This is a genomic window from Acidovorax sp. Leaf73, assembly GCF_916855635.1.
In the GTDB taxonomy this organism is placed as follows: domain Bacteria; phylum Pseudomonadota; class Gammaproteobacteria; order Burkholderiales; family Burkholderiaceae_C; genus Acidovorax; species Acidovorax facilis.
Genome location: NZ_CAKASI010000002.1, coordinates 599488 through 624618, shown reverse-complemented (window position 1 = coordinate 624618; position 25131 = coordinate 599488). Strand labels below are relative to the sequence as shown.

At 63.1% G+C, this 25131-nt stretch carries 24 protein-coding genes and 1 tRNA gene; 12 read left to right on the top strand and 13 right to left on the bottom strand.

Annotated elements, in window-relative coordinates; all coding sequences use genetic code 11:
- Positions 1-12 precede the first annotated feature (12 nt).
- The gene (locus tag LPA35_RS09230; RefSeq protein WP_370641397.1) at positions 13-1164 is read left to right on the top strand and encodes a DUF1513 domain-containing protein; all 1152 of its coding nucleotides are present in this window, start codon (positions 13-15) and stop codon (positions 1162-1164) included.
- Positions 1165-1245: 81 nt separating this feature from the next.
- Here LPA35_RS09230 and LPA35_RS09225 read toward each other — a convergent pair whose 3' ends face one another.
- A complete protein-coding gene (locus LPA35_RS09225; RefSeq protein ID WP_228896617.1) occupies positions 1246-2160 on the bottom strand; it encodes an AraC family transcriptional regulator in 915 nt (304 codons plus the stop codon).
- 116 nt (positions 2161-2276) lie between these two features.
- On the opposite strand from LPA35_RS09225, the gene LPA35_RS09220 reads away from it, so the two are divergent.
- Positions 2277-3041, top strand: coding sequence for an SDR family oxidoreductase (locus tag LPA35_RS09220; RefSeq protein WP_228896616.1), 765 nt, complete (start codon positions 2277-2279; stop codon positions 3039-3041).
- On the opposite strand, the gene LPA35_RS09215 is transcribed toward LPA35_RS09220, so the two are convergent.
- Both LPA35_RS09215 and LPA35_RS09210 read right to left on the bottom strand, forming a co-directional pair.
- Entirely contained in the window at positions 2961-3581 is a 621-nt protein-coding gene (locus LPA35_RS09215) for a hypothetical protein (RefSeq protein WP_228896614.1), read from the bottom strand. The two genes, LPA35_RS09220 and LPA35_RS09215, sit on opposite strands and share 81 nt — an antisense overlap.
- A gap of 37 nt (positions 3582-3618) precedes the next feature.
- The gene (locus LPA35_RS09210; protein ID WP_228896612.1) at positions 3619-6081 is read right to left on the bottom strand and encodes a UvrD-helicase domain-containing protein; all 2463 of its coding nucleotides are present in this window, start codon (positions 6079-6081) and stop codon (positions 3619-3621) included.
- 44 nt (positions 6082-6125) lie between these two features.
- Between LPA35_RS09210 and LPA35_RS09205 the strand changes: the two genes are divergently transcribed.
- Both LPA35_RS09205 and LPA35_RS09200 read left to right on the top strand, forming a co-directional pair.
- A complete protein-coding gene (locus tag LPA35_RS09205) occupies positions 6126-6833 on the top strand; it encodes a hypothetical protein (RefSeq protein ID WP_228896610.1) in 708 nt (235 codons plus the stop codon).
- 225 nt (positions 6834-7058) lie between these two features.
- Entirely contained in the window at positions 7059-8036 is a 978-nt protein-coding gene (locus LPA35_RS09200) for a GMP reductase (RefSeq protein WP_228896607.1), read from the top strand.
- A gap of 30 nt (positions 8037-8066) precedes the next feature.
- Here LPA35_RS09200 and LPA35_RS09195 read toward each other — a convergent pair whose 3' ends face one another.
- Positions 8067-8948: an alpha/beta hydrolase gene (locus tag LPA35_RS09195; RefSeq protein ID WP_228896605.1), complete on the bottom strand. Its 882-nt coding sequence runs from the start codon at positions 8946-8948 to the stop codon at positions 8067-8069.
- A 129-nt stretch (positions 8949-9077) separates the two neighbouring features.
- On the opposite strand from LPA35_RS09195, the gene LPA35_RS09190 reads away from it, so the two are divergent.
- The 4 genes from LPA35_RS09190 to LPA35_RS09175 all read left to right on the top strand — a co-directional run bounded on the left by LPA35_RS09190 (position 9078) and on the right by LPA35_RS09175 (position 12839).
- Positions 9078-9962 carry an NAD(P)-dependent oxidoreductase gene (locus tag LPA35_RS09190; protein ID WP_228896603.1) on the top strand — a complete coding sequence of 295 codons (885 nt, stop codon included), beginning with the start codon at positions 9078-9080 and terminating at the stop codon, positions 9960-9962.
- 84 nt (positions 9963-10046) lie between these two features.
- Positions 10047-10122 (top strand) — tRNA-Lys (locus LPA35_RS09185).
- A 289-nt stretch (positions 10123-10411) separates the two neighbouring features.
- On the top strand, positions 10412-11524 hold the full coding sequence (gene bcsZ / locus LPA35_RS09180; protein ID WP_228896601.1) for a cellulose synthase complex periplasmic endoglucanase BcsZ: 1113 nt from the start codon (positions 10412-10414) through the stop codon (positions 11522-11524).
- 82 nt (positions 11525-11606) lie between these two features.
- A complete protein-coding gene (locus LPA35_RS09175; RefSeq protein ID WP_228896826.1) occupies positions 11607-12839 on the top strand; it encodes a multidrug effflux MFS transporter in 1233 nt (410 codons plus the stop codon).
- Between the two features lie 383 nt (positions 12840-13222).
- Here LPA35_RS09175 and LPA35_RS09170 read toward each other — a convergent pair whose 3' ends face one another.
- From LPA35_RS09170 to orn, 3 genes are all read right to left on the bottom strand, one after another.
- On the bottom strand, positions 13223-14650 hold the full coding sequence (locus tag LPA35_RS09170; protein WP_228896824.1) for a diguanylate cyclase domain-containing protein: 1428 nt from the start codon (positions 14648-14650) through the stop codon (positions 13223-13225).
- 182 nt (positions 14651-14832) lie between these two features.
- A complete protein-coding gene (locus tag LPA35_RS09165) occupies positions 14833-16716 on the bottom strand; it encodes a DEAD/DEAH box helicase (protein ID WP_228896598.1) in 1884 nt (627 codons plus the stop codon).
- A 310-nt stretch (positions 16717-17026) separates the two neighbouring features.
- Complete coding sequence (orn, locus tag LPA35_RS09160; protein ID WP_008904975.1) at positions 17027-17605, bottom strand: oligoribonuclease; 579 nt, start codon at positions 17603-17605, stop codon at positions 17027-17029.
- A 37-nt stretch (positions 17606-17642) separates the two neighbouring features.
- On the opposite strand from orn, the gene LPA35_RS09155 reads away from it, so the two are divergent.
- Genes LPA35_RS09155 through rsgA form a run of 3 tightly spaced genes read left to right on the top strand, consistent with a single transcriptional unit; the run spans position 17643 to position 20256 of the window.
- Positions 17643-18950, top strand: coding sequence for a M48 family metallopeptidase (locus LPA35_RS09155; RefSeq protein WP_228896597.1), 1308 nt, complete (start codon positions 17643-17645; stop codon positions 18948-18950).
- Complete coding sequence (locus tag LPA35_RS09150) at positions 18947-19282, top strand: 4a-hydroxytetrahydrobiopterin dehydratase (protein ID WP_121505674.1); 336 nt, start codon at positions 18947-18949, stop codon at positions 19280-19282. The genes LPA35_RS09155 and LPA35_RS09150 overlap by 4 nt, the downstream gene beginning before the upstream one ends.
- 29 nt (positions 19283-19311) lie before the next feature.
- The gene (gene rsgA, locus LPA35_RS09145) at positions 19312-20256 is read left to right on the top strand and encodes a ribosome small subunit-dependent GTPase A (protein ID WP_121420850.1); all 945 of its coding nucleotides are present in this window, start codon (positions 19312-19314) and stop codon (positions 20254-20256) included.
- A 121-nt stretch (positions 20257-20377) separates the two neighbouring features.
- Here rsgA and LPA35_RS09140 read toward each other — a convergent pair whose 3' ends face one another.
- The 6 genes from LPA35_RS09140 to rpsP all read right to left on the bottom strand — a co-directional run bounded on the left by LPA35_RS09140 (position 20378) and on the right by rpsP (position 24427).
- Positions 20378-21364 (bottom strand): CobD/CbiB family protein, encoded by a 987-nt coding sequence (locus LPA35_RS09140; protein ID WP_055403047.1) that lies wholly within the window; start codon positions 21362-21364, stop codon positions 20378-20380.
- 57 nt (positions 21365-21421) lie between these two features.
- Positions 21422-22141: a CoA pyrophosphatase gene (locus tag LPA35_RS09135; protein ID WP_055403048.1), complete on the bottom strand. Its 720-nt coding sequence runs from the start codon at positions 22139-22141 to the stop codon at positions 21422-21424.
- An 83-nt stretch (positions 22142-22224) separates the two neighbouring features.
- Positions 22225-22614 (bottom strand): 50S ribosomal protein L19, encoded by a 390-nt coding sequence (gene rplS, locus LPA35_RS09130; RefSeq protein WP_055403050.1) that lies wholly within the window; start codon positions 22612-22614, stop codon positions 22225-22227.
- Positions 22615-22742: 128 nt separating this feature from the next.
- A complete protein-coding gene (trmD, locus tag LPA35_RS09125) occupies positions 22743-23501 on the bottom strand; it encodes a tRNA (guanosine(37)-N1)-methyltransferase TrmD (protein ID WP_228896596.1) in 759 nt (252 codons plus the stop codon).
- A 29-nt stretch (positions 23502-23530) separates the two neighbouring features.
- Positions 23531-24100, bottom strand: a complete 570-nt coding sequence (gene rimM / locus LPA35_RS09120; protein ID WP_055403096.1) for a ribosome maturation factor RimM — start codon at positions 24098-24100, stop codon at positions 23531-23533.
- Positions 24101-24175: 75 nt separating this feature from the next.
- Complete coding sequence (gene rpsP, locus LPA35_RS09115; RefSeq protein ID WP_008904984.1) at positions 24176-24427, bottom strand: 30S ribosomal protein S16; 252 nt, start codon at positions 24425-24427, stop codon at positions 24176-24178.
- A 147-nt stretch (positions 24428-24574) separates the two neighbouring features.
- Here rpsP and LPA35_RS09110 point away from each other — a divergent pair, with 147 nt between their 5' ends.
- Entirely contained in the window at positions 24575-25096 is a 522-nt protein-coding gene (locus tag LPA35_RS09110) for a GNAT family N-acetyltransferase (RefSeq protein ID WP_228896595.1), read from the top strand.
- Positions 25097-25131: the final 35 nt, after the last annotated feature.

The window sequence follows — 25131 nt, the reverse complement described above, 5'->3', positions numbered from 1 at the left end:
GTGGCCCCCGCCTTGGGCCGCCCCCCCCGCTTCCCGCAGTTCCATCGCCGCCACACGCTGCTCACTCTAGCAAGCCTTGGCGCCTGGTCCATAGCGCCCAACACGGCATGGGCCAGTACCGAAGGCCTTCCCATCCACCTGGCCGCCGCGTGGGAGCGCGAGGGCAGCTTTCACATCGGGCTGCTGTCCACGCAACCGGGCGCCGGGCAGTCGTTGCAGATCCACGCATCGCTCGAGGTCCCCACCCGCGCCCACGGCCTTTTTGTGCTGCCCGATGGCTCGGTGCTGGCCACCGCCCGCCGCCCCGGCGACTGGCTGGTGCGGTGGTGGCCCGGCCAACGCACCGAGCCGCAATGGCTGTGGCAGGACGGTGAGCGCAGCTTCAACGGCCACGTTATCGCCAGCGCAGACGGGGCCCGTTTGTTCACCACCGAAACGGATGCAGAAACCGGCGCCAGCTGGGTCGGCGTGCGCGACACCCGCACCCTGCAAAAAATCGCCGAATGGCCCACCCACGGCATCGACGCCCATGAGCTGACCTGGGACACGCGCACCACCCACCACGGCGCGCCCACCCTCATCGTTGCCAACGGCGGCGTGCCCACCGCGCCCGAAACCGGCCGGGTGAAGCGCGACCTGCCAACCATGAATTCGTCCATCGTGCGGCTGGATGGCCACACCGGCCGTCTGCTGGGCAAATGGCACCTGCAAGACCAGCGCCTGAGCCTGCGCCATCTGGCCTGGAGCCCCGATGCTCGGACCCTGGGCATCGCCCTGCAGGCCGAACACGACGACACCGCCGCCAAAGACGCCGCCCCCGTGCTGGCCCTGTTCGACGGCACCGCTCTGCGGGTGGTGCCCACGCCCGAGCACATCGCGCAAAGCATCCACGGCTACGGCGGCAGCATGGCCGCCACACCTGCGGGTTGGGCCGTGAGCTGCCCGCGCGCCAACGGTATTGCCACGTACACGCCACAGGGCGAATGGCGGGGGCTTGTGCCGCTGCCCGACGTCTGCCCGCTGGCCGTGCACGGCGGCGCGCTGTGGGCGGGCGGTTTGGGCGCCAGCCTGCAGAACGCGCAGGCCGCAGCGCCTGTGAGCCACGCGCATGGCCGCAGCCTGCGAGGCGTGCGGCTGGACAACCACTGGGTGTTGGCAGCGTAGAAAATTGAAGCAAAAAATGCCTCTAGCGCTTGTTGGTAAATCGCTAGTAGCTATAAATAACTGAGCAATCCGCCTGCGCGCCTACGGCTGGCGCGCATAGCGCCCGGGCGCCAGCCCCACATGGCGGCTGAATGCGGTGCTGAAGGTGCTGGCCGAGCTGTAGCCCACGCGCGCGGCCACTTCGTCGATGCCTATGCGGCCGTCGCTGCCGCGCAGCAGCTTCTTGGCCAGCGCCATGCGCCAGGCCAGCAGGTATTCCATGGGCGGCACCCCCACGGCGCGCAAGAAGCGCTCAAAGAATGTGGATCGCGACAACGCCGCCTCGCGCGCCAATGCATCCACTGTCCACGACTGCTCTGGCGCGCTGTGCATCAGGCGCAGGCCCACCGCCACGCGGGCGTCTGCCAGGCCGCGCAGCAGCCCGGGGGGCGCACCCGCCTCGTCGCTCGACCGCAGGGCCTCGATCAGCAGCAACTCCACCAGACGGTCCAGCACCAGGTCTCGGCCGGGCAGCATGGCCAGGCATTCCTGCCGCACCAGTTGCACCAGGGTCGGCAGCCGCGCCACCCCGCGCACATGCAGCAGGTCCGGCAGCAGCGACACCAGCAACGCGGCGTCGGGCGAATCAAACTCAAAGTAGCCGCCCAGCATGCGCATGTCCGGCGGGCCGTCGGGCGTGCCATGGCGCAGCCCGTGCTCCCCATCGGGCGCGGGCAAACGGTGGGGGTCCATGAACACCGGCTGCGCCAGTGGCTGCTCCATGCCCGACAAGGTGAACCCCGGCGTCGCGGGCATCAGCACAAAGTCGCCCGCCTCCAGCGTCACCGGCTCTTGCCCCGCCACGGCCAGCACGCACTGGCCTTCCAGCATGGTGCAAAAGCTCGGACTGCCGAACTCCCCATAACGCACGGCCCAGGCGCCCGCGCCGCTGATCACCTTGGAGAACACGGCGCGCGGCCGCAGCAGCGCAATCACTTGGGCGAGGGGATCCACCACATCCGGACTCCTGCAAACAAAAATTAGACGTTTGATTGTAGTTAATCCAGCCTTGGCCCGATATCGTTGCACCACCTTCCATCTGTTCCCATCCACCATCCCCAAGGAGTTTCACCATGAAGACCATTCTCATTACCGGCTGCTCGTCTGGCTACGGGCTGGCCACCGCCCGCCACTTTCACGCCCAGGGCTGGAACGTGATCGCCACCATGCGCACCCCGCGCGCTGACGTGTTGCCCGCATCAGACCGCGTGCGCGTTCTACCGCTGGACGTCACAGCGCCCGACAGCATCGCCCAGGCTTTACAGGCCGCTGGCCCCATCGACGTACTGGTGAACAACGCGGGCCTGGGGCTGTTCGGCGCCTTTGAGGCCACGCCCATGACCACGGTGCGTGACATCTTCGACACCAACACCTTCGGCACCATGGCGATGACCCAGGCCGTGTTGCCGCAGATGCGCGAGCGCGGTGCAGGCCTGGTGGTCAACGTCACGTCCAGCGCCACGCTGGCCCCCATGCCGCTGGTGGCAGCCTATACCGCCAGCAAGACGGCCATCGAGGGGTTCACAGCGTCGCTGGCGTTCGAGCTGGCGGCATTTGGCGTCCGCGTGAAACTCGTCGAGCCCGGCTACGCGCCCACCACCCAGTTCACCGCCAACGGCGCGGAGCGCATGCAGGGGTTGATCCCGTCCGCCTACGCTCCCTACGCCCAGTCAATCTTTGCAGCCCTGGGGCAGCCAGCCGCCGTGACGACCGAACAGGATGTGGCCGAGGGTGTGTGGGCGGCGGTGAATGATGCGTCAGACCGCCTGCGGTATGCGGCGGGGGCAGATGCGGTGGCGCTGGCGGAAGCGACGGTGGGTGAGCTTACTGTGGCTTAAGAGCACCCAGCAAACCATTGCCACGCACCGGGCACCCGGCACCTTGGTCAAGTCACTCGTAATGGCTGACCGTGACGCTGTACAACACCCCTGGGGTACCGGCTGCACCGTCACAGCAACAACCCCATCCGCCACAGACGCGTATTCGGCATAACGCACAAAGTAGCCGTTGTGCGCTTGCACAGCCTCCAGTTCCGATGGCTCCAACGCACGCTCTTGCAGGCCGTTTTGCAGCAGGTAGGCGTTGACGGCAACCACAGCCCGGCCCATATCGTTGCGAGAAACTTCAAACGACACCTCCGAGCGTGGTTGCTTGTTGCCGTCACCCACTGTTCCAAAGTACTCCGGCTCCGTCGCAACCCCCACCGCAGGAGCGCCGCGCACCAGCGAGGAAATCCCGAGGTAATAGGTGAGCGTGCCCCGCTTAGGCGTGAAGTCCTCTTGGGAGATGAGAAAGAGCCATGCACTCACCCAGAGTGCCAACGACGCGCAAGCCACCACGGTCAAGGCGATGCCGAGCACGCGCGGACGAAAATGCAAGCGCATAAACCTGCCGACAAAAACGATCGCCTTAGCGTCAATCCACCACCGTCAACTTGGCCACGCTGAGCGCCAGCCACTTGGTGCCATGGCGCGGGAAATTGACCTGCGCACGCGCGTCGTCGCCCGTGCCCTCGATGGCCAGCACCTTGCCTTCGCCGAACTTGGTGTGGAACACGTTGATGCCTGCGCGCAGGCCGTGGGACGGCGCGGTCTTCTGCACGGGCACCGGTGGGCTGGCAAAGGTCTCGGATTTAAAGCCAAATTGACCTCTAGCGCTTGATGGATAAGCGCTACCAGCTCCTGAATTAGGAGCATACGATCCAAACCCTTGCTGCTTGGGCGTAATCCACTTGAGTGCGGCCTCAGGCAGCTCGTCAAAAAAGCGGCTCTTGATGTTGTAGCGCGTCTGCCCATGCAGCATGCGCGTTTGCGAGTGGCTCAGGTACAGGCGCTTGCGGGCGCGGGTGATGGCCACATACATCAGTCGGCGCTCTTCCTCCAGACCATCGCGCTCGCTGGCGGAGTTTTCGTGGGGGAACAGGCCCTCTTCCATGCCGCCGATGAACACACCGTCAAACTCCAGGCCCTTGCTGGCGTGCACGGTCATCAACTGCACGGCGTCTTGGCCAGCCTGGGCCTGGTTGTCGCCCGCTTCGAGCGCGGCGTGGGTCAGGAAGGCGGCCAGGGGTGAGAGGGTTTCGCCGGTGTCGGCGTCCACGATGCCCGGCACGGCGGGCTTCAGGGGTTCGTCCAGCACCGGTGCGTTGGGGTCCAGCCCCTGGCTGACCGGGCTTTGGGCGCTCTGGGTGAGCGGCGTGCCATGCTCGTCCAGTGGCAGGGCCACGGCGTCGCGGCCAAAACCTTCCTGCGTGACAAAACTCTCGGCAGCGTTGACCAGTTCCTGCAAGTTCTCGATGCGGTCGGCGCCTTCCTTCTCCGTGCGGAAGTGCTCCACCAAGCCCGTGGATTCGAGCATCTGCTCGATGATGCCGCGCAGGTTCAGGCCTTGGGTCTGCTCGCGCAGCACATCGACCATGGCGACGAACGCGCCCAGGTTAGCGCCCGCCTTGCCGGGCACGGCGCTCACCGCGTCGTGCAGCGAGCAACCTGCGGCGCGGGCTGCGTCCTGCAGCACTTCGATGCTGCGCGCGCCAATGCCACGCGGCGGAAAGTTGACGACGCGGGTGAAGCTAGTGTCGTCGTGTGGGTTCTCCAGCAGGCGCAAGTAAGCCAGCGCGTGCTTGATTTCGGCACGCTCAAAAAACCGCAGTCCACCGTACACGCGGTAGGGCACACTGGCATTGAACAGCGCCGATTCGATCACCCGGCTTTGCGCATTGCTGCGGTAGAGCACGGCGATTTCCTTGCGCTCAAAGCCGTCGTTGCGCACGAGTTGCTTGATCTCATCGACCATCCACTGCGCCTCCGCCAGGTCAGAGCTGGCTTCGTACACGCGCACGGGCTCGCCCGCGCCCTGCGTGGTGCGCAGGTTCTTGCCCAGGCGGCGGCTGTTGTGGCTGATGAGGGCGTTGGCCGAATCAAGAATGTTGCTGTAGCTGCGGTAGTTCTGCTCCAGCTTGATCTGGCGCTGCACGTCGAACTCGCGCACAAAGTCGGTCATGTTGCCCACGCGCGCACCGCGAAAGGCGTAGATGCTCTGGTCGTCGTCGCCCACGGCAATCACGCTGCCGCGCGCCTCAAAGCGCCCGCCCACCTCGTTGCCCGCCAGCTGCTTGAGCCAGGCGTACTGCAGCTTGTTGGTGTCCTGAAACTCGTCCACCAGGATGTGCTGAAACCGGCGCTGGTAGTGCTCGCGGATCGGGTCGTTGTCGCGCAGCAGCTCGTAGCTGCGCAGCATCAGCTCGCCAAAGTCCACCACGCCTTCGCGCTGGCATTGGTCTTCGTACAGCTGGTAAATCTCGACCTTCTTGCGCGAGTCGCTGTCGTGCGCCTCGACGTTGGCAGGGCGCAGGCCTTCTTCCTTGCAATTGGCAATGAAATACGCCAGCTGTTTGGGCGGAAAACGCTCGTCGTCCACGTTGTGCTGCTTGCACAGGCGCTTGATGGCCGAGAGTTGGTCTTGCGTGTCCAGAATTTGAAAGGACTGCGACAGGCCCGCCGCCCTGTGGTGCGCGCGCAAAAGGCGGTTGCACAGGCCGTGGAAGGTGCCGATCCACATGCCGCGCACGTTCACCGGCAGCATGGCGGACAAACGCGCCACCATCTCTTTGGCGGCCTTGTTCGTGAAAGTGACGGCCAGAATGCCACCGGGCGTGGCATAGCCGTTTTGCAGCAGCCAGGCAATGCGGGTGGTGAGCACACGCGTCTTGCCCGAGCCTGCGCCCGCCAGTATCAGTGCGTGGCCTGCGGGCAGCGTGACGGCCGCCAGTTGCTCGTCGTTCAGATTGGCCAGGAGGGGCGATGCAGCCGAGGCCGCAGCAGCGTGTGGGGGCACCAGGGCTTCGGGTGCACCCGGGAACGGGTCTTGTGGGAACATGCGGCCATTGTAGAAAGCGCCCCGGCGCCCTCCCCCACCCGACCATGAAAAACATTGCCCGCACCCTGGCCAGCGTCCTGGTCCTTACTTACACAGCCTCAGCGCTGGCCCAGGCCAGCTGCAGCAGTGACGGCATCCCACAGCCCGTGGCCATTTTCGAGCGCTTCATCAGTGCCGACTGCGAAGTCTGCTGGAGCGATGCGGCCACCCCCGCGCCCTCTGCCACGGCGGGCGTGGCGGTGCTGGACTGGATCGTGCCGGGCAAGGCCGGTGACGAAGCGCCCTTGTCGGCCGCCGCCACCAACGACGCCCTGGCCCGCCTGCAGACCCTGGGCCGCAAGCCCCCTGTCTCCACCGATGTCCACACTGCCGCCATCGAGGCCGCCACGCCCGCCCGCCTGCGCGTGGCCCACGGCATGCCGTTTAACGACTACCTGGGCGTGGCCATCGCGTTCACGCCCCTGCAGCGCAACGTCGCAACGCCCGGAGCCATGGACTTTTACCTGCTGCTTGTCGAATCCGTGCCTGCAGGCACCGAAGGCACGAAAGTGGCACGAAATATGGTTCGAAACATGCTCCACGGCACGTGGGAAAAGCGCGAAAAGCTATCAAAAAAAGAGCAAATGAAATGGATGGAAACCCGGTCCATGCGCATCCCGGAAGGCGCACAGGCCGAGCGGCTGCGTTTGGTGGGCTGGGTGCAGGACGCCCAGGGCAGCGTCCTGGCGGCTGCGCAGTCCACCTGCCGATGACATCGGTGATAACGGTCATACCCGCACGGTTATAGGGTCTGCCAGGCAGGCGGGTAGAATCAATCACCGGGCCCAAGTTTCTTGACGCCCGGTTTTTTGTGCCCGCGCAATCTGCGGGGTTCGGAGCTGGCCACCACGCCAGTGCCCACAAAGCCGGTCCCAAGCCAAGCGCCCACGCCCGCGAAATCCTTCGCAGGCGACCTTTTCAAAGGAGCTTGGAATCTCATGGAAATCTTCGATTACGACAACGTTTTGCTGCTGCCCCGCAAATGCCGCGTGGAAAGCCGCTCGGAATGCGACGCCAGTGTGGAGTTGGGCGGCCGCTCGTTCCGCATCCCCGCGGTACCCGCCAACATGAAAACGGTGGTGGACGAAAAGATCTGTACCTGGATGGCCCAGAACGGCTACTTCTATGTCATGCACCGGTTTGACCTGGACAACCTCCAGTTCGTCAAGGACATGCACGCCAAGGGCTGCTACGCCTCGATCTCACTGGGCGTCAAACGACCCGACTACGACACCGTGGACCAGTTGGTGGCCCTGGGCCTCACGCCCGAATACATCACCATCGACATCGCCCATGGGCATGCCGACAGCGTGAAGAACATGATTGGCTACCTCAAGCAGCACCTGCCCAAGGCGTTTGTGATTGCTGGCAATGTGGCCACGCCTGAAGCCATCATCGACCTGGAAAACTGGGGTGCCGACGCGACCAAGGTAGGCGTGGGCCCGGGCAAGGTGTGCATCACCAAACTCAAGACCGGCTTTGGCACGGGCGGCTGGCAGCTATCTGCCCTCAAGTGGTGTGCCCGCGTGGCCACCAAACCCATCATTGCCGACGGTGGCATCCGCAGCCATGGCGACATCGCCAAGAGCATCCGTTTTGGCGCCAGCATGGTGATGATCGGCTCGCTGTTCGCAGGCCATGAAGAGTCCCCCGGCAAGACGGTGGAGGTGGACGGCGCTCTGTTCAAGGAGTACTACGGCTCAGCCAGCGACTTCAACAAGGGCGAGTACAAGCACGTGGAAGGCAAGCGCATCCTGGAGCCCATCAAGGGCAAGCTGGCCGAGACGCTGATCGAGATGGAGCAGGATGTGCAAAGTTCCATCAGCTACGCTGGCGGCACCAAGCTGATGGACGTGCGCAAGGTCAACTATGTGATCCTGGGCGGCGACAACGCGGGTGAGCACCTGCTGATGTAAACCAGCACCCGGGCCGAGATCAACGCGAGGTCAGGCCCGCAGCAGGTTTTGCGCCATGTGGTGCAGGTCGTGCCCCGGCTGGGCCAGGGCATCGACGATGCTGAAGTGGTGCAGTCCGGGTAATGCCACGCTACGGGGCACGAAGTGGCTGCCCCAGGCGTTCTGCATCAACTGGTTCTGCCGTAGGAACTCGGGGCTTTCATCCGCCCCCACGGCGCAATAGAGCGTACCGATGGCGGGCTCCAGCAGGCGCGCCGGGCTGCACTGCAGCACTTGCTGCTCCGTGAGGTTCAGCACCGTCTGGTACATGGGGGTGTGCATGATGGGCTCCAGATCGTGGACCCCGGAGATCGACAGCGCATTGCGCACCAGCCCATCCGGCAGACCGTCACCGATCAGCGGCCAAACACTGGTGAGCAGCAGGGCCGCCAGTTGGCCTCCCGCCGAATGCCCTGCCACGGTAATCCGCTTCGGGTCGCCCCCATGGGCGGCAACGTGGTGCCACACCCAACCCAGTGCTTTCTCCATTTGCCGCACGATGTGCGGAATGGTCACCGGCGCCTCGGGGGTGCCTGGGCACAACGCATAGTTCACCACCACCACACAAAACCCGGCCTGGGTAAAAGGCGGCGCAATGAACGAGTGATCGGATTTGTCGAGCGACCGCCAGTAGCCGCCATGGATGAACACCAGCACAGGCACCGGCCCGCCCGTGGTACGTGCAGACGGAAACACGTCCAGGGTTTCCCCTGCACCGCTGCCATAGGCCACATCCAGCACACAAGGGACGTTGGCCCGCACCTGCGCAGAATCCCGTGCCCAGCGCTGCAGGTAGTCCATGTGGTCGGGCACCAGAGCACGGTTGTTGTACATGCGCTCCAGCCAGGCGGGGTCATGCAGGGGCAAGGTCATGGGTAGGGTCTCCTGGGGCTGTGCGGCATCATCATTCCAATCTAGCCATGCTGCAAGCTCCGTGACAGGGTGATGCACCAAAAAGGCACATGATGCACACAGAGACAACGATCCCGGATGAATGACGCCATGACCACCACCCCGCTTCGCATTGCAGTCCTGGGCATTGGCATGATGGGCCGCCCCATCGCACGCCGCCTCAAGGAAGCCGGCCATCAGGTCCAGGTGTGGAACCGTACCCGAGCCAAGGCGGAGCCCCTGACAGCGTTTGGCATCACCGTCCATGCCTCGCCCACCGCAGCGGTCCAGAACGCCGATATGGTGATCAGCCTGCTGGAAAACGGCCCTGTCGTAGGACACGTCCTGTTCGAATCCGGAACGGCCAAGGCGATGCGCAAAGGCACCCTCTTCATCGACATGGCCTCCATCCAGCCCCGCGAAGCACGGGACCACGCCGCCCGCCTGGGCGAGATGGGCCTGGCCCACCTGGATGCACCTGTATCAGGTGGGACGGTGGGAGCAGAAAACGGCACGCTCGCCATCCTGGTGGGCGGGCGCCCTGAAGACTTTGCGCAGGCCCAGCCCGTGTTCACCGCCTGCGGCCGCGCCACCCATGTGGGCCCGCACGGCGCGGGCCAGCTCACCAAGTTGGCCAACCAGATGATCGTGGGCATCACCATCGGCGCGGTGGCCGAGGCATTGCTGTTTGCAGCCAAGGGCGGCGCAGACATGGCCAAGGTGCGCGAAGCCATTCAGGGAGGTTTTGCAGACAGCCGCATCCTGCAACTGCATGGCCAGCGCATGGTGGAGCGTGACTTTGCCCCACGCGGCCGCATGGCCGTGCAGCTCAAGGACATGCGCAACGCCCTGGCGACGGCCGGCGAGATCGGCTTCGACGCGCCCATCACAGCCCTGTTCGAGTCCCTCTATGCAGAAGGCGTAGATCATGGCCTGGGTGAACTGGACCACAGTGGCCTGTTTGTCGAACTCGCCAGCCGCAATGCCATGCAATAATTTTCTGGGTTGCTTGCCAAGCCACAAAAAACTAGTGCATAATTCGAGGCTCTGCAGTGATGCAGACAGATTTGTAAAAAGTTTGGGTTCTTAGCTCAGTTGGTAGAGCAGCGGACTCTTAATCCGTAGGTCGAGTGTTCGAGTCACTCAGGACCCACCAAACAAAAGCCGCAAGGCGCACAAAGCCGGTGCTACTTCAATGTAGCGTCGGCTTTTTTGTTTTTTCTGGCTACGAAAGAGGCGCAACACCCCTCTCCCTCGACTGGTTCCGTTCTCAGCAGCATGTTCAGGTTACAAAATAACCTCATCTTGCTTGCATATATGCGCTGTGCGCTGTGCGCCATAGGCTATCCCGAAGAACCCGTTCCTGTTGGTATTGCAACACGAGGATTTTTATGACTCCAATGCTCCAGAGGCGGACAGCACTTCTCACAGGACTGGGCTTGCTCGTGCCCGCCACTCTGTCACACGCGCAAGGGCAGGCGCTCGCAGTGACGGGTTTGGCGCGCGGCGGCCAATGGCCTGCCTGGGATACCTTCAAGGCCCAATTCACCAGCGAGGAAGGCCGGGTGATCTCGGACGACGGGGAGGGAGGGCGCACCTACTCGGAAGGCCAAGCTTATGGGCTTTTCTTTGCCCTGGTCGCCAATGACCGCAAGGGTTTCGACACCCTCCTGCGCTGGACCGAAAACAACCTGAGCGGCGGAGACCTGGGCGCACGCCTGCCCGCGTGGCTGTGGGGCCGTCGACCGGACGGAACCTGGGGCGTTATTGACAGCAATGCGGCCTCCGACGCTGACATCTGGATTGCCTATGTCTTGGGCGAGGCTGCACGCCTGTGGAACGCCCCGCAATATCGCGCCTTGGGGGCTCGTCTGGCCGCCCGCATCATTGCAGAGGAGACCGCAGACCTCCCTGGCCTGGGGCCGAGCCTGCTCCCTGCGCCAAGCGGCTTTGTGGAGGCCGAAGGCCGATGGAAACTCAACCCAAGCTATATGCCGTTGCAGGTCATGCAACGGCTGGCCACGCTCTACCCCCTCCCTGCCTGGAGGCAGCTCACTCGAAGTTCTGAAAAAATCATCGTGGGAGCCTCCCCCAAAGGCTACGCCCCTGACTGGACCTTGTACGACGCACGGCAAGGCTTTCTCATTGACGAAAAAGGCAAGGAAAAAGGCCAGGGCGCCTACAACGCGATTCGCGTCTACCTGTGGGCAGGCATGCTGCACCCTGCCGCACCTGGCCGCAAGCCCTTGCTTTCTGCATTGGCCCCCATGGCGAGATACGTGCGCGAACAGGGGTACCCACCTGAATCGATTGATGTACTGACAGGACAGGGCTCAGGCCCCGGTCCGGCAGGCTTTACGGCAGCGATGCTGCCCTTTTTGCAGGCGCAAGGCGATAGTGCTGCATTGAAAGCGCAGCTCAGCCGCCTCGTCGCGAATCCCGTGCGATCCACGGCGTACTATGAACAGACTCTGGCCCTGTTCGGACTGGGCTGGATGGAGGGGAGGTACCGGTTTTCATCCGGGGGCCAACTGCTGCCGCAGAGAACCAAGTCCTGACAGCGGCTCTTGCCGCAACAGCCGTCATCGGCCCTGTCCGAGCCCCCTGCCCACGCCCGATGTTCTACCCGTTGCCCACCCGATGAATCCCAACGCCCACACACTTTGGCGCGCCCCCCAATGGACCCTCGCTGCCCTCCTCGCCGTACTGGGCATGCTGGGGCCTTTCTCGATTGACACCTACATACCTGCCTTCACAGGCATTGCCAGTGCTCTGGGCGCCACCCCGGTGGAGATGCAACAGACCCTTTCGGCCTATCTCTTTGGTTTTGCGTTCATGAACCTCTTCCATGGAGCACTCGCAGACAGCTTTGGCCGGCGACCGGTGGTCCTGTGCGGGATCGCCATGTTCACGCTAGCCTCGGCTGGATGCGCGCTGTCACAAAGCATCGGCCAGCTCATAGCGTTCAGGGCATTGCAGGGCTTGTCTACGGGCGCAGGCATTGTGGTGTCGCGTGCGGTCATCCGCGACATGTTTCCCCCAGCGCGGGCGCAGCAGGTGATGAGCCAAGTGACGATCTACTTTGGCATAGCCCCAGCCATCGCTCCCATCGTGGGCGGCTGGCTCTTTGTACATGCAGGCTGGCACAGCATCTTCTGGTTTCTGACCTGCGTGGGTGTGGTGCTCTGGGTCGCAAACTTCAGGCTCCTGCCCGAAACATTGCAGGTCGAGCATCGCCAGCCGTTCAATGTGCCCCATCTGATGCGGGGGTACTGGCAGCTGGGGTCAAGCCCTCGATTTGTGCTGCTGGCGCTCGCAAGCGGCGTTCCATTCAATGGGATGTTCCTGTACGTACTGGCAGCACCTGCCTTTCTGGGCGAACACCTTGCACTAGCCCCCACGCAGTTCTTCTGGTTCTTTCTACTGACCATTTCGGGCATCATGGGCGGCGCGTGGCTGAGCGGGCGTCTGGCCGGCAAGATCGCTCCAAAACGACAGATACGGCACGGCTTTGTGATCATGTTTACCGTAGCCGTCTTCAATCTGGGAGCTAATCTGCTCTTTCCCGTGCACGCGGCCTGGTCACTGCTGCCGATTGCGGTCTTTGCGTTTGGCTGGGCACTGATGGTGCCGGTAGTGACCCTGCTGGTGCTGGACCTTCACCCCGAGCGCCGCGGCATGGCCTCGTCCATGCAAGCGTTTGTCGGCTCTACTGCGAACGGCATTGTGGCGGGCATCCTGGTCCCTTTGGTAATGCACTCAACGGTCTTGCTGGCCTTCGCATCGCTGCTCATGATGTGCGTGGGCATGATGGCTTGGATCTATCTGCACCATCGCTGGCCCGATATTGGAAGGACTGCAACGCCAGGTTGAGCCCCTGGCGTTCGTGAATTGCCCTGCGCGCTAGCAACAATGAGACCTCACTCTACGCCCCGCCAAGTCAGTGCGCACCCGCGAGAGTGGGATTCCAGGCGCCCGAGTACAAAGCCCAGCCTAACTGGAAGCTTGGCAAGTTTGTCGATGTCGAAGCGTTCAAGGCGGTAGAGGCACAGGTAATGGCACAGTAGTCACCCTGGCGAAGCCTCTGGAAAGCCGCTACGCCCGCCAGGCACTGGGGCCATCGATGCCTCGGAGCGCAACTTTCTAGCCAGGGCGCCAACCGGGTGGCTCTACGGCTACGCAGTTCACGCGGGCTGAGTTCTGAAGTACACCCCACGGCACCTGACGCCAAGCTTCCGTGCAACCCGGAAGGGGTCCTATGACAGTTGCCGCCGGTCCACCCCTTTTTCCTGGTAGTACCGGATTTTTTCGGCATACATGGCCTGGTCGGCACGATGGATGGCCGCTTCCACCATGTCGCCCGAACGGCATGAAGCGACGCCCATGGCCAGGCTGATAGGCTGACCCGGATAGAACTGGTTGTTCAAGTCCAACATGGAGAGAATGCGCTCCTGCAACGCAAAGGCGCTGCGCTCGTCCATGCCGGGCAGCAACACCGTGAATTCGTCTCCGCCAATGCGCGCGGCGCAGGCTGGCGGGTCCACCGCCTTGGCCAGTACTTCGCCCACCCTGCGCAGCATGGAATCGCCCGCAGCATGGCCCTGCTCATCGTTCACAACCTTGAGCCCGTTCAGATCAATCGCAATGATGGACAGAGGCCACGGCCCCTTGCGGGTGACACGATTGAGTTCTTCCGCATAGAAGGCCCGGTTGCGCAGCTGCGTCAGGACGTCATGCTTGCCAAGGTACTCCAGGTAGGCTTCCGCCTTTTTGCGCGCCGTGATGTCCACCAGCGACAGCAGCACCAGCCCCCAGTCCGCAAGATGGTCTGCCAACACAGAAAACTGCATGTGGATATGCACCGCATCCCCGGACAGCGCGTAGTTGACCACTTCGCGCTGCTGAAAGGTCTTGCCCTCCCACAGGTCCAGCAACTGGTCCGCGAAGGACTCATGCATCTCACCCCTAAACACCCGCCCGATGTTGTTCAGAAGCATCTCCTTGCTGGACGCACCGAACATGCGCAACGTCTGCTGGTTGACATCGATCACGCGAATCTCCTGCATGCAGCGCGCGACGAATTCAGGGTGCACCGTGATGAAGGTCTTGAAATCGTCAATGCCCTGCGAGCGAACACCGTCGAGCAGGCTTTTCACGGCACTGAAATCCTCGACCCACAACGAGACCGGGGAGTGCTCGAACAAATCCCGTGCATATTGTTCGCTGCGCCGAAGTTGGCTGGCACTCCGCACTTGGGCCGTGATGTCTTCCAGCGAAAGCAGAACGCGGCTCCAGTCCGCTTCATACCCTGGAAGGATGCGTGCGCGAATCTGAACGTCAAGACGCCGGCCATCCAGCGCATAGTTGACAGTCTGGTTCGAAAACTCCAGCTGCCCGGACCACAGCGCCGCCAGCTCATGGAAGACCGCATCGTGCATGTCATCCCTGAAGACCTGGTCCAGATTCGCTTCAAGCACCTGTTGGTTCTCGGCCGCAAACAGCTCCAGCGTGCGGCGATTGACTTTCAACACCTTGAGGGCAGCGCTGCATTGCCGCACCCTTGCGGAGTCCTGAGCAAGGTGGGCACGAAGATCGGAAACCCCCGCAGCGCGCCAGCGATCAAAAAGTTGCTTCAGGGCGCTGTAGTCCTCCAGCCAGAGAGACACAGGCGCCAGTTCGAACATGTGTTCAAAGTCTGCCTCGGAAGATAACGAAGACGACACTGCAGATTCCTCCCTGGGCAATTATTGTCGAGCTACTCTGCGTATTCTTGGTCCAGGGTCCCCACAACAACAAAAAAGGCCAGCACCTTGCGGTACCGGCCTTTGCAACAGGGGTGGCGCTAGCGCCACAGACCTGCCAGCGATCAGCGCGCGGGGCGCGCAGGGCGCTTGCGGGCATCGTGTGCCACGAACGGCTTGCCGCCACCACCAGCTGGCTTGGCAAACGCTGGCTTGCGGGGAGCGAAATCACCACGCGGTGCACCTGCATCACCACGGGGCGCAAAGTTGCCACGGCCTGCGTCACCAAAACCAGGTTTGCGGCCATAGCCTTCACCATCACGACGCGGCGCAAAACTACGGTCACCCCCACGGTCATCACGACCCGCAAAACCGCCAGCGCCTTCACCACGCGCAGGAGCACCACGGTTGTCGCGGCCAGCGAAACCACCGCCAAAGCCACCACCGAAACCACCACGGTCATTGCCACCACGTGCGGGACCACCGAAGCGGCCACGCGACTGGTTGTCACGGTTGTCGTACGAACGGCCCGGGGCGCCACGGCCACCACCAAAATCGCCACCGCGAGGTGCCTGCGGCGCGCGCTGCGAGGGCTCCATGCCGGGAATCACTTCGGCCTTGAACTGCTGGCGGCTGTACGACTCAATGTCGTAGATCTTGCGGCGATCGCGGAACTCGGCAAACGTGATGGCCAGGCCATCGCGGCCCGCACGGCCAGTACGGCCAATGCGGTGGGTGTAGTCCTCGGCCTTCATGGGCAGGCCGAAGTTGAACACATGGGTGATTGTGGGCACATCGATGCCACGTGCTGCCACATCGGTAGCCACCAGAATCTGCACCTGGCCAGCGCGCAATGCCATCAAACGGCGATTGCGCAAACCCTGGCTCAGGGCACCGTGCAATGCAACGGCCGAAAAGCCTTCTTGCTGCAGGTCGTTGGCCAGGCCATCGCACTCCACCTGGGTGCTGGCAAAAACGATGGCTTGGTTGATCGTGGTGTCACGCAGCCAGTGGTCCAGCATCTTGCGCTTGTGCTGGGCGTTGTCGGCCCAGTACAGCATTTGCTTGATGTTGGCATGCTTCTCTTGCGGAGAGTCAATGGTGACCTTCTGCACAGACGAACCTCCGTCGTGCATCACGCGCATGGCCAGCTGCTGGATGCGGGGCGCGAAGGTGGCGCTGAACATCATGGTCTGCTTGCGCTGGGCGGTCAGCTGGTTCAGTTCGGCCAGGTCGTCCGAGAAACCCAGGTCGAGCATGCGGTCGGCTTCGTCAACGACCAGGAACTGCACCTTGTCGAGCTTGATCTGCATCGAGCGCTGCAGGTCCAGCAAGCGGCCGGGGGTGGCCACCACCAGGTCGGCGTTTTGCAGCTTGGCGATCTGCAATTGGTAAGGCATGCCACCCACCACGTTAGCGACACGCAGGCCACGGCAGTGCTTGACCAGGTCGATAGCATCGTGCGCGACTTGCTGCGCCAGTTCACGCGTGGGGCACAGAATCAGGGCACCAGGGGTGGCGGCCTTGAAATTGCGCGAGCTGGTGGGGTCCTTGCGCTTGGCGCGTTTGGGGGCAGCTTCACCACGGGCGGCAGCTTCGGCCACAGCGCGCTCGAAAGCAGCGCGTTCTTCGGCTTCGGCAGCAGCCTGCTGGTTGATCAGCGTGTGCAGCACGGGCAGCAGGAAGGCGGCAGTCTTGCCGCTGCCGGTCTGGCTGGAAACCATCAAGTCGATGAACTTGGTGGAGTCGTTGCCACCGCCCATTGCCAAGGGAATGGCCTTGAGCTGCACGCTGGTGGGCTGGGTGTAGCCCAGGTCAGCCACGGCTTGCACCAGTTCAGGGGCCAAGCCCAGTTCGATAAAGCCGTTGGGTTCAGCAGTCACGGCAACGTCGGCCTCGGCGACAGCTGCTACCACGGCGTCCAGAGGGGAAGACTGCACGGAAATGTCGGCAGCAAAGGAAGTGTCGGCAGGCGCGAATTCGCCCTGCACCAAAGAGGTGTCGGTCATGATTTTTCTCTCACGAAGACGATCGCAAGCGTAGCCTGCGAGTGGCTTCGTCAATGGTTAAAAAACATCAACCATCAAACGAAACCTGCATTGCTCTGGGCGGATGCTGGTGGGCGTTGTTCGCTAGTCCTGCACTGCGTTGAAAACAGTCGGCTGGCAAGCCCGGTGTGTGAGGGGAGATGCACAATCTGCGAGGAATGGATTCCTGCGCAGCCGCTAATTATGGCATGGATAGGTATTTTCCCGCAAGCCCCTCTCAGTTCTTGCGATACAAACCCACAAGGTCTTCAGCCGCCCTCCCCGGAATCCGTCACACCGAAAGCAGGTGCTTGCGGTAGTGCGCCAGTTCGTCAATGGACTCATGCACGTCTGCCAGGGCCGTGTGCTTCTGCGCTTTCTTGAAGCTGGTGTAGGCCTCGGGCTTCCAGCGCTTGGCCAATTCCTTAAGGGTGCTCACGTCCACGTTGCGGTAATGGAAGAATCGCTCCAGCTTGGGCATATAGCGCACCAGAAAGCGCCGGTCCTGGCCGATGCTGTTGCCGCACATAGGCGCAGTCCCTTTGGGAACGTACTTGCTCAGGAAGGCAATGATCTGCTGCTCTGCCTCCTCCTCCGTCACGGTCGAGGCCTTCACCTTGTCGATGAGGCCGCTGCGGCCGTGGGTGCCCTTATTCCAGGCATCCATCTTGCCCAGCAGTTCATCGGACTGGTGGATCGCAAAAACTGGCCCCTCGATGCGCGGCTCCAGGCTCGGTCCCGTCACGATGACGGCGATTTCAAGAAGGCGGTCGGTATCGGGCTCCAGGCCAGTCATTTCGCAATCGAGCCAGACCAGGTTCTGGTCGGATTTGGCAAGTGCGTGAGGGGTGGGGTTGTTGGCTTCTGACATGGCGCGCATTGTCGCCGATGGCCTAAACTCGCCGCTCATGCCCACTTCCGACGCCTTCTCTCCCGCCCTGGCGCTGACGCTTGCGTTTGCCGCAGCTCTCACACTGGGCCTTGTGCTCAAGTTCTGGCTGGCTACGCGCCAGATCCGGCATGTGGCGCGACACCGCAGCGACGTTCCCGCACCATTTGCCGAACGCATCGCGCTGGCGGCGCACCAGAAGGCCGCGGATTACACGATCACCAAGGCGCGCCTGGGCTTGCTGGAAATGGCACTGGGTGCGGCCGTGCTGCTGGGCTGGACACTGCTGGGTGGACTGGATGTGCTGAATCAGGCCCTGCTCAGCGCCCTGGGCGGCGGGATGTGGCAGCAGTTGGCGCTGCTGACCGCCTTCGCCGCCATCAGCGGCCTGATCGACCTGCCGCTGTCGCTGTACCAGACCTTCGTCGTGGAAGAGCGCTTTGGTTTCAACAAGATGACCTGGCGCCTGTGGGTTGCCGATGCGCTCAAGGGCCTGCTGGTCGGCGCACTCATCGGCCTGCCCATCGCCGCGCTGATCCTTTGGATCATGGCGGCGACCGGTCCGCTGTGGTGGCTATGGGCCTGGTGCTTCTGGATGGGTTTCAATCTGCTGCTGATGGTGGTGTATCCCACCTTCATCGCCCCGCTGTTCAACAAGTTCCAGCCACTCGAAGATGAATCGCTCAAGGCCCGTGTCACTGCCCTCATGCAGCGCTGCGGCTTCTCGGCCAAAGGGCTGTTCGTGATGGACGGCAGCCGCCGCAGCGCGCATGCCAACGCCTACTTCACGGGCTTTGGCGCAGCAAAGCGCGTGGTGTTTTACGACACCCTCTTGCGCCAGCTGGCCCCGGGCGAGGTCGAGGCGGTGCTGGCCCATGAGCTGGGGCATTTCAAGCACCGCCACATCATCCAGCGTATCGTGACCATGTTCGCATTGAGCCTGGCAGGCTTTGCACTGCTGGGCTGGCTCTCCAACCAGGTGTGGTTCTACACCGGGCTGGGCGTGCGGCCGAGTATCTCGTTGGACCCCACCCTGGCCGCAGCCCCCAATGACGCATTGGCCCTGCTGCTTTTCATGCTTGTGGTGCCAGTCTTCACGTTTTTCATCTCGCCGCTGTTCTCGCAACTTTCGCGCCGCCACGAATTCCAGGCAGACGCCTACGCCGTCGCCCAGGCCAGCGGCGCCGACCTGTCCTCCGCCCTGCTCAAGCTCTACGAAGATAATGCCTCCACGCTCACACCCGACCCGGTGTACGTGAAGTTCTACTACTCGCACCCACCCGCCACCGAGCGGCTGGCGCGCATGCACAACCCCTCCCATCCATGACTACCATGTTGAAGAAAAAAGACTGGTCAACGCTTACACGTCGTGCGTTGACAGCTACCGAAGTTGTAGCAAACCTGGCCAAACTCGAAGGCTGGAGCCTGACGGGCGATGGCGCTGACGTCGCCATTGAGAAGACCTACCATTTCGCCAACTACTACGAGACCATCTCGTTCGTGAACGCCTTGGCCTTCATTGCCAATGCCCAGGATCACCACCCCGATCTGTCGGTGCACTACAGCCGCTGCGTGGTGCGCCTGAACACGCACGACGTGCATGGCATTTCATCCACGGATTTCGAGTGCGCAACGCAGTTCGATGCCCTGGTGGCCTGACCCCATGACCTTGCGCACCACAGGCTCCCATGGCTGAACGCAGCGCGCTCATGGACGGCACCGTGGTCGCCAGCCATGGGCGCCACTGCATGGTGGAGACGCCCGACGGCGAACGCCGCATCTGCCACCCACGCGGCAAAAAGAGCCAGGCAGTGGTGGGCGACCATGTGCTGTGGCAGGCGCCCCCGCCCGGCCAAGGCGAAGAGGGCACCATCGAAAAGGTCAAGGAACGGCGCAACCTCTTTTACCGACAGGACGAGATCCGCACCAAGTCGTTTGCCGCCAACCTCGACCAGGTGCTCATCCTGATCGCGGCAGAGCCGGTGTTTTCGGAAAGCCAGCTAGCCCGCGCCCTGATTGCCGCCGAGGCCGAGGGCATCAAGCCCATCATTGCACTCAACAAGAGCGATCTGGTCGAACCTTTCGCCCGCGCCTGGGAGCGCTTGCTGCCCTACCGGCACATGGGCGCCAGCAAGCACTATGGCGTGCTGCCGCTGTCGCTGGCGCTCTCCAGCGACGTGGACCGCGCGCTGCTGATGGAACATCTGCAGGGCAAGACCACGCTGGTGCTGGGGCCCTCAGGGTCCGGCAAGAGCACCCTCATCAATCTGCTGGTGCCAGGCGCTTCCGTGCTCACCGGTGAAATCTCGCAGGCGCTGAACTCGGGCAAACACACCACCACCAGCACGCACTGGTACTGGATGGACAAGGCCCGTACCACCGCGCTCATCGATTCACCAGGCTTTCAGGAGTTTGGGCTGCACCACATTGCCCCCATGCAACTGGCAGCCTGCATGCCCGACATTGCAGCACATGCGACAGCCTGCAAGTTCTACAACTGCACGCACCTGCACGAGCCGGGCTGTGGCGTGCTGGATGCAGTCAAACTGGGCCCCAGCGCAGGCGGTATAAGCGCAACACGCTATAAAATTTATAGCGATTTATTTGAAGAACTGCGCCACACCCGGTACTGAGCCGAGCGCGGCCTCCACCACTGCCGCGGCGGAAACCAGCGCACCCGTGGAACTAGCTTGCATGGTTGAGGGTGCGCCCCTGTCCGATGGAAGCCGCACTGCGGTTCAGGGGGCTTGCCAGCTACCCCAGCAACCGCGCCAGCGTGAGCAACGCCAGCAGCAGCATCCACACCACCACCGAGCGCCACACCAACCCCACAACGCTGCGCAGGTGGCCCACCTCGGGCTCGCGGCCGGGGGTGGAATCGCTGTCGCCCATGTCGGCGTCGATCTCCAGGCCCTGTGGCGCGTGCAATTCAGTGCGCGCCTTCAGTGCCTCGCCCCCCAGGCGTACATTGATGGCACCTGCCGTGGCGGCCAGCACCACGCCGTCGTTGTCATTGGGGAAACGCTGTGCGTGAAACCGCCAGCCCTCAATCGCCTCTTCAAAGCTGCCCACCACCGCAAAGCTCAGTGCCGTGAGCCGGGCCGGAAGCCAGTCGATGGCAGTCCACGCCTGCGCAGAGGCCTGCTGCAGGGAGGCGCTGGCAGGCTGAGCGCCCGTGCGCTGCTTGTAATGCCAATAGCGCGATACAAACTCAGCCAACCGGTACAGAACAGCCCCGGTCGGCCCCAGGCCCAGGGCAGCCAGCACGGAGAACCATGCCAACACGCCGAACACATGTCGGTGGGCCGCCAACACTGAATACTCGATCACATGGCGCACGATCTCGCTGCGCGGCAGCGCCCCCACATCCACCTGCTGCCAGTGGGCCAGGCGCTCGCGGGCAGCATCTTCATCGCCCTCCTCCAACGCGTCGCGGATGCCCGTGAAGTGGTGGCTGAACTGCCGAAACCCGAGCGTGATGTACAGCACGGCCACACTCCACAGCACTGCAAAGGGCCACCCCAGCCCCCAAAGCAACAGCCAGTGAATGGCCAGGGTCACCAGGGCCGGAACCAGCACCGCAAGGCTCCAGGCCACCCAGCCGTGGTGCGGCTTGCCCGCATCAAAATTGCGACTCACGGACAGCGCCCACGCTCTCAGACCTGCATGAATGGGATTGCTGCGTGCCAGCGGGCGGGCCTGCTCGATCAGCAGAGCGAACAGGATGGCGAAGAAACTCATGGGGGGCAATGATACTGGTGCTTTGCCCCGATGCACCCTATCGCACGCAGGCCCGGTTTACGCCTGCATGAAACGGTAGAAGTTGCGCAGCATGCCTGCTGTCGCACCCCAGATGTAATGGTTCTTGCCGCCGTCCTGGTAGGGCATCGAGAACCACTCCCGGTGTACGCCATCCCGGTCGAACACATGGCGCCGGTGGTTGGCGGGATTGAGCAGAAAATCGAGCGGCACCTCGAAAAGGTCGGCCACTTCATACGGATTGGGTTGGAGCACGCAGTCCGGCTGCACCAGCGCCACCACGGGCGTGATGATGAACGATGAGCCGGTGACATAGATTGGCAACGTGCCGAGCACTTCGACAAAATCCCGAGCAAGCCCCACCTCTTCCTGCGCCTCGCGCAAGGCCGTGTCGGCAGGCGTTGCATCTCCCGCGTCTGCCCGCCCACCGGGGAAGGCCACCTGCCCCGAATGGGTGGACAGGTGGGCCGTGCGTTCGGTCAACAGGACCATGGGCTGTTCGCGCAGCACGATGGCAATCAGCACCGACGCACGGGCGGGCTCGCGGTTCATGAACTTCTTTTCCAGCAGCACCTCAGGCTCCCACTGCGGCGGGTGCGCAAAACGCGCCCGCAGCGCTTCAGCGGTCTGCGCCTGAACCGGCACCGCAGGCAGGTGCGCATCCACCCCCACCACCGGAACAAGGCGGGGGTCAAAGTCGGGCAGGCTCGACAAAGGAGCGATCACCGACGAGACAGCAGGACTGGAAGAAGGGTCCACAAGAAGGGGGAGGTGAACAAGCCAAAAAACAAAAAGCCGCTACAGGCAGACGCTGTAGCGGCTTGTGAGGTCGAGCCTGCGCCTTATGCGGCGGTGGCGGCTGCAGCCTTGTTGACACGCGAAGGCAGCTTTTCCTTGATACGTGCCGACTTGCCGCTGCGGTCACGCAGGTAGTACAGCTTGGCACGGCGCACATCACCACGGCGCTTGACTTCAATGCTGGCGATCAGGGGGCTGTAGGTCTGGAACGTACGCTCCACGCCTTCGCCGCTGGAGATCTTGCGCACGGTGAAGCCGCTGTTCAGGCCGCGATTGCGCTTGGCAATCACCACACCTTCGTAGGCCTGCACGCGCTTACGGGTACCTTCCACCACGTTCACGCTCACGATGACGGTGTCACCAGGGGCGAATTCGGGGATGGTCTTGTTCAAGCGGGCGATTTCTTCCGCTTCCAGGGTCTGAATCAGGTTCATGTTTGATATCCAACGATCTTGTCCGCGCCAAAAATGGCTGCGTCGGGATTGACGTCTCAGTGTTTTGCGGGAGAACTCCCTGTCAAAACGGCCGGCCAGAGGATCGAAAAGCCTTTGATTATAGCAATTCAGCTGAGCTTGGCCAATACTGCTTCATCCGCAGCGGCCAGATGCCCTGCTTTGCGCGCCGCCTCGATGAGATCGGGCCTGTGCCGGGCCGTGGTGGCCAGGCGCTGGTCGCGCCGCCAGCGCTCGATCTGCGCATGGTGGCCAGACATCAGCGCGGCAGGCACCTGCTGCCCTGCCCATTCTTCAGGGCGCGTGTAGTGCGGGCAATCGAGCAGGCCGTCGAGCGCCGGGTTGAAGCTGTCGAACTGGTGGCTGCCCTCATCATTGAGCACGCCGGGCTGCAAGCGCGCCACAGCGTCCAGCAGGGCTATGGCAGCGATTTCGCCACCCGACAGCACAAAGTCGCCCAGACTCATCTGCAGATCGACATGGGTATCGATGAAGCGCTGGTCAATGCCTTCATAGCGCCCGCACAGCAGGATTGCACCCGTACTTGCAGACCAGCGCTCTACGGCAGCATGGTTCAGCGTTTCGCCAATGGGCGAAAAAAGGACCAGCGGCGCCTCACTACTCTCGGCCTCACCACGCTCCACCCGGATAGCTGCAAGACACCGGGCGAGGGGCTCAGCCATCATCACCATGCCCGGCCCGCCGCCAAAGGGCCGGTCATCGACACGGCGGTAGTTGCCATCGGCATAGTCGCGCGGGTTCCACAGGCGTACATCGACCTGGCCGCCGGCATACGCGCGGCGGGTCACGCCGCTGGCCAGGAACGGCGCAAACAGCTCGGGGAACAGGGTGATGATGTCAAAGCGCATGGTGGGCGGCGCCAGGGCGGGAGTTCCGATCAGTAGTCCGGCTGCCAGTCCACCGTGATGCGCTTTTCGGCCAGGTCCACGTTGTCAATGAAGGCCGAGACAAAAGGGATCATCCGCTCCTGTGCCTTGCCGTCCTGCTCATAAGTCAACACCAGCACCGTCTGCGGACCGGTGGACATCAATTCCTGCACCTGCCCCAGCGCCACACCTTCGCGGTTGACGACCGCAAGACCGATCAGATCGATCCAGTAGTACTCGCCCTCCGTGGTGGACGGAAAGCTGGAGCGCGGCACAAAGATGCGCGCGCCGCGCAAGGCTTCGGCGGCATCGCGGTCATCAATGCCCTGCGCCCAGGCAACCACGGTGTCCGAATGGTCCTTGGCCTGGCGGATGGACAACAACACGGTGCCCGCAAAGGTCTTGGCGCCGCGTTCGGAAGGCTGCAGGTACCAGCGTTTGGATGAAAACAGCGCCTCAGGGCTGCTGCTGTGCGACAGCACCTTGAACCAGCCCTTGACACCCCAGGCATCGGCAATGCGCCCCACTTCAACGGCGTCTGTGGGCAGCTCTGCGGGTTCGAGGGTCAGGTTGGTGGCCATGGCGGGGGATTCCAGAATAGGAAAAGGGCGGGTTTCGCCAGGCATGCCGACGAAACCCGCCCTTTTCAGGGAGCTTTAAGCAGCCTTCTTGGCGGCTTGCTTGATCAGGCGGTCCACGGTAGGCGAGGACTGGGCGCCCACGCTCTTCCAGTACGTCAGACGGTCTTGCACGATGCGCAGGCCTTCTTCGGATTCCTTGGCGGTGGGGTTGTAGAAGCCGATGCGCTCGATGAAGCGGCCATCACGGCGCACGCGCTTGTCAGCAACGACGATGTTGAAGAAAGGACGGCCCTTGGAGCCGCCGCGGGAGAGTCGAATGACGACCATGATTTATCCTTCGGGTGGTGAACTCCGGCAACATTTGCCTTGAGCCACTGTGTTCGCAACCATATTCGCAACGCTTGAGACACGCGACATGGCCACCCGGCCAGCGACACGCTGCAAAGCCCGCGATTATATCCATTTCCCTCTTCCATGCCCAAAATTCGTTCCAGCACCGACAGCGATATTCCCGTCATCACGGCCATTTACCAACACCATGTGCTTCACGGCACAGGCACCTTCGAGATCGATCCACCATCTGAAGCCGACATGGCAGGCCGCCGTGCCGACGTGCTGGCCCGAGGCCTGCCCTGGCTGGTGGCCGAAAAGGACGGCCAGGTGCTGGGCTTTGCCTATGCCAACTGGTTCAAGCCTCGCCCGGCCTACCGGTTCTCGGCCGAGGACTCGATCTACGTGGCCGACAGCGCCCGTGGCATGGGCCTGGGCCGCAAGCTGCTGACCGAGCTGGCGGCCCAGGCCGAAGCAGCAGGGGTACGCAAGCTGCTGGCCGTGATTGGCGACTCGGCCAACGCGGGCTCGATCGGTGTGCACCGGGCGCTGGGCTTCACCGACGTGGGTGTCATGCGTTCGGTGGGATGGAAGTTCGGCGCCTGGCGCGACATCGTGCTCATGGAGAAGACCCTGGGCGCGGGCGACACCACATCGCCCGAATGAAAACGGCCCCCATGCTCTCCCCGCAGCGCAGAGCG

Coding starts and splice junctions, on each gene's coding strand:
- LPA35_RS09205 (WP_228896610.1), top strand. CDS start 6,126: ATGAAAAACATTGCCCGCACCCTGGCCAGCGTCCTGGTCCTTACTTAC.
- LPA35_RS09200 (WP_228896607.1), top strand. CDS start 7,059: ATGGAAATCTTCGATTACGACAACGTTTTGCTGCTGCCCCGCAAATGC.
- rplS (WP_055403050.1), bottom strand. CDS start 22,614: ATGAACCTGATTCAGACCCTGGAAGCGGAAGAAATCGCCCGCTTGAAC.
- LPA35_RS09195 (WP_228896605.1), bottom strand. CDS start 8,948: ATGACCTTGCCCCTGCATGACCCCGCCTGGCTGGAGCGCATGTACAAC.
- LPA35_RS09175 (WP_228896826.1), top strand. CDS start 11,607: ATGAATCCCAACGCCCACACACTTTGGCGCGCCCCCCAATGGACCCTC.
- LPA35_RS09210 (WP_228896612.1), bottom strand. CDS start 6,081: ATGTTCCCACAAGACCCGTTCCCGGGTGCACCCGAAGCCCTGGTGCCC.
- rpsP (WP_008904984.1), bottom strand. CDS start 24,427: ATGGTCGTCATTCGACTCTCCCGCGGCGGCTCCAAGGGCCGTCCTTTC.
- trmD (WP_228896596.1), bottom strand. CDS start 23,501: ATGCGCTTTGACATCATCACCCTGTTCCCCGAGCTGTTTGCGCCGTTC.
- LPA35_RS09165 (WP_228896598.1), bottom strand. CDS start 16,716: ATGACCGACACCTCTTTGGTGCAGGGCGAATTCGCGCCTGCCGACACT.
- LPA35_RS09110 (WP_228896595.1), top strand. CDS start 24,575: ATGCCCAAAATTCGTTCCAGCACCGACAGCGATATTCCCGTCATCACG.
- LPA35_RS09150 (WP_121505674.1), top strand. CDS start 18,947: ATGACTACCATGTTGAAGAAAAAAGACTGGTCAACGCTTACACGTCGT.
- orn (WP_008904975.1), bottom strand. CDS start 17,605: ATGTCAGAAGCCAACAACCCCACCCCTCACGCACTTGCCAAATCCGAC.
- LPA35_RS09190 (WP_228896603.1), top strand. CDS start 9,078: ATGACCACCACCCCGCTTCGCATTGCAGTCCTGGGCATTGGCATGATG.
- rimM (WP_055403096.1), bottom strand. CDS start 24,100: ATGGCCACCAACCTGACCCTCGAACCCGCAGAGCTGCCCACAGACGCC.
- LPA35_RS09170 (WP_228896824.1), bottom strand. CDS start 14,650: ATGTTCGAACTGGCGCCTGTGTCTCTCTGGCTGGAGGACTACAGCGCC.
- LPA35_RS09220 (WP_228896616.1), top strand. CDS start 2,277: ATGAAGACCATTCTCATTACCGGCTGCTCGTCTGGCTACGGGCTGGCC.
- LPA35_RS09140 (WP_055403047.1), bottom strand. CDS start 21,364: ATGAGTTTCTTCGCCATCCTGTTCGCTCTGCTGATCGAGCAGGCCCGC.
- LPA35_RS09155 (WP_228896597.1), top strand. CDS start 17,643: ATGCCCACTTCCGACGCCTTCTCTCCCGCCCTGGCGCTGACGCTTGCG.
- rsgA (WP_121420850.1), top strand. CDS start 19,312: ATGGCTGAACGCAGCGCGCTCATGGACGGCACCGTGGTCGCCAGCCAT.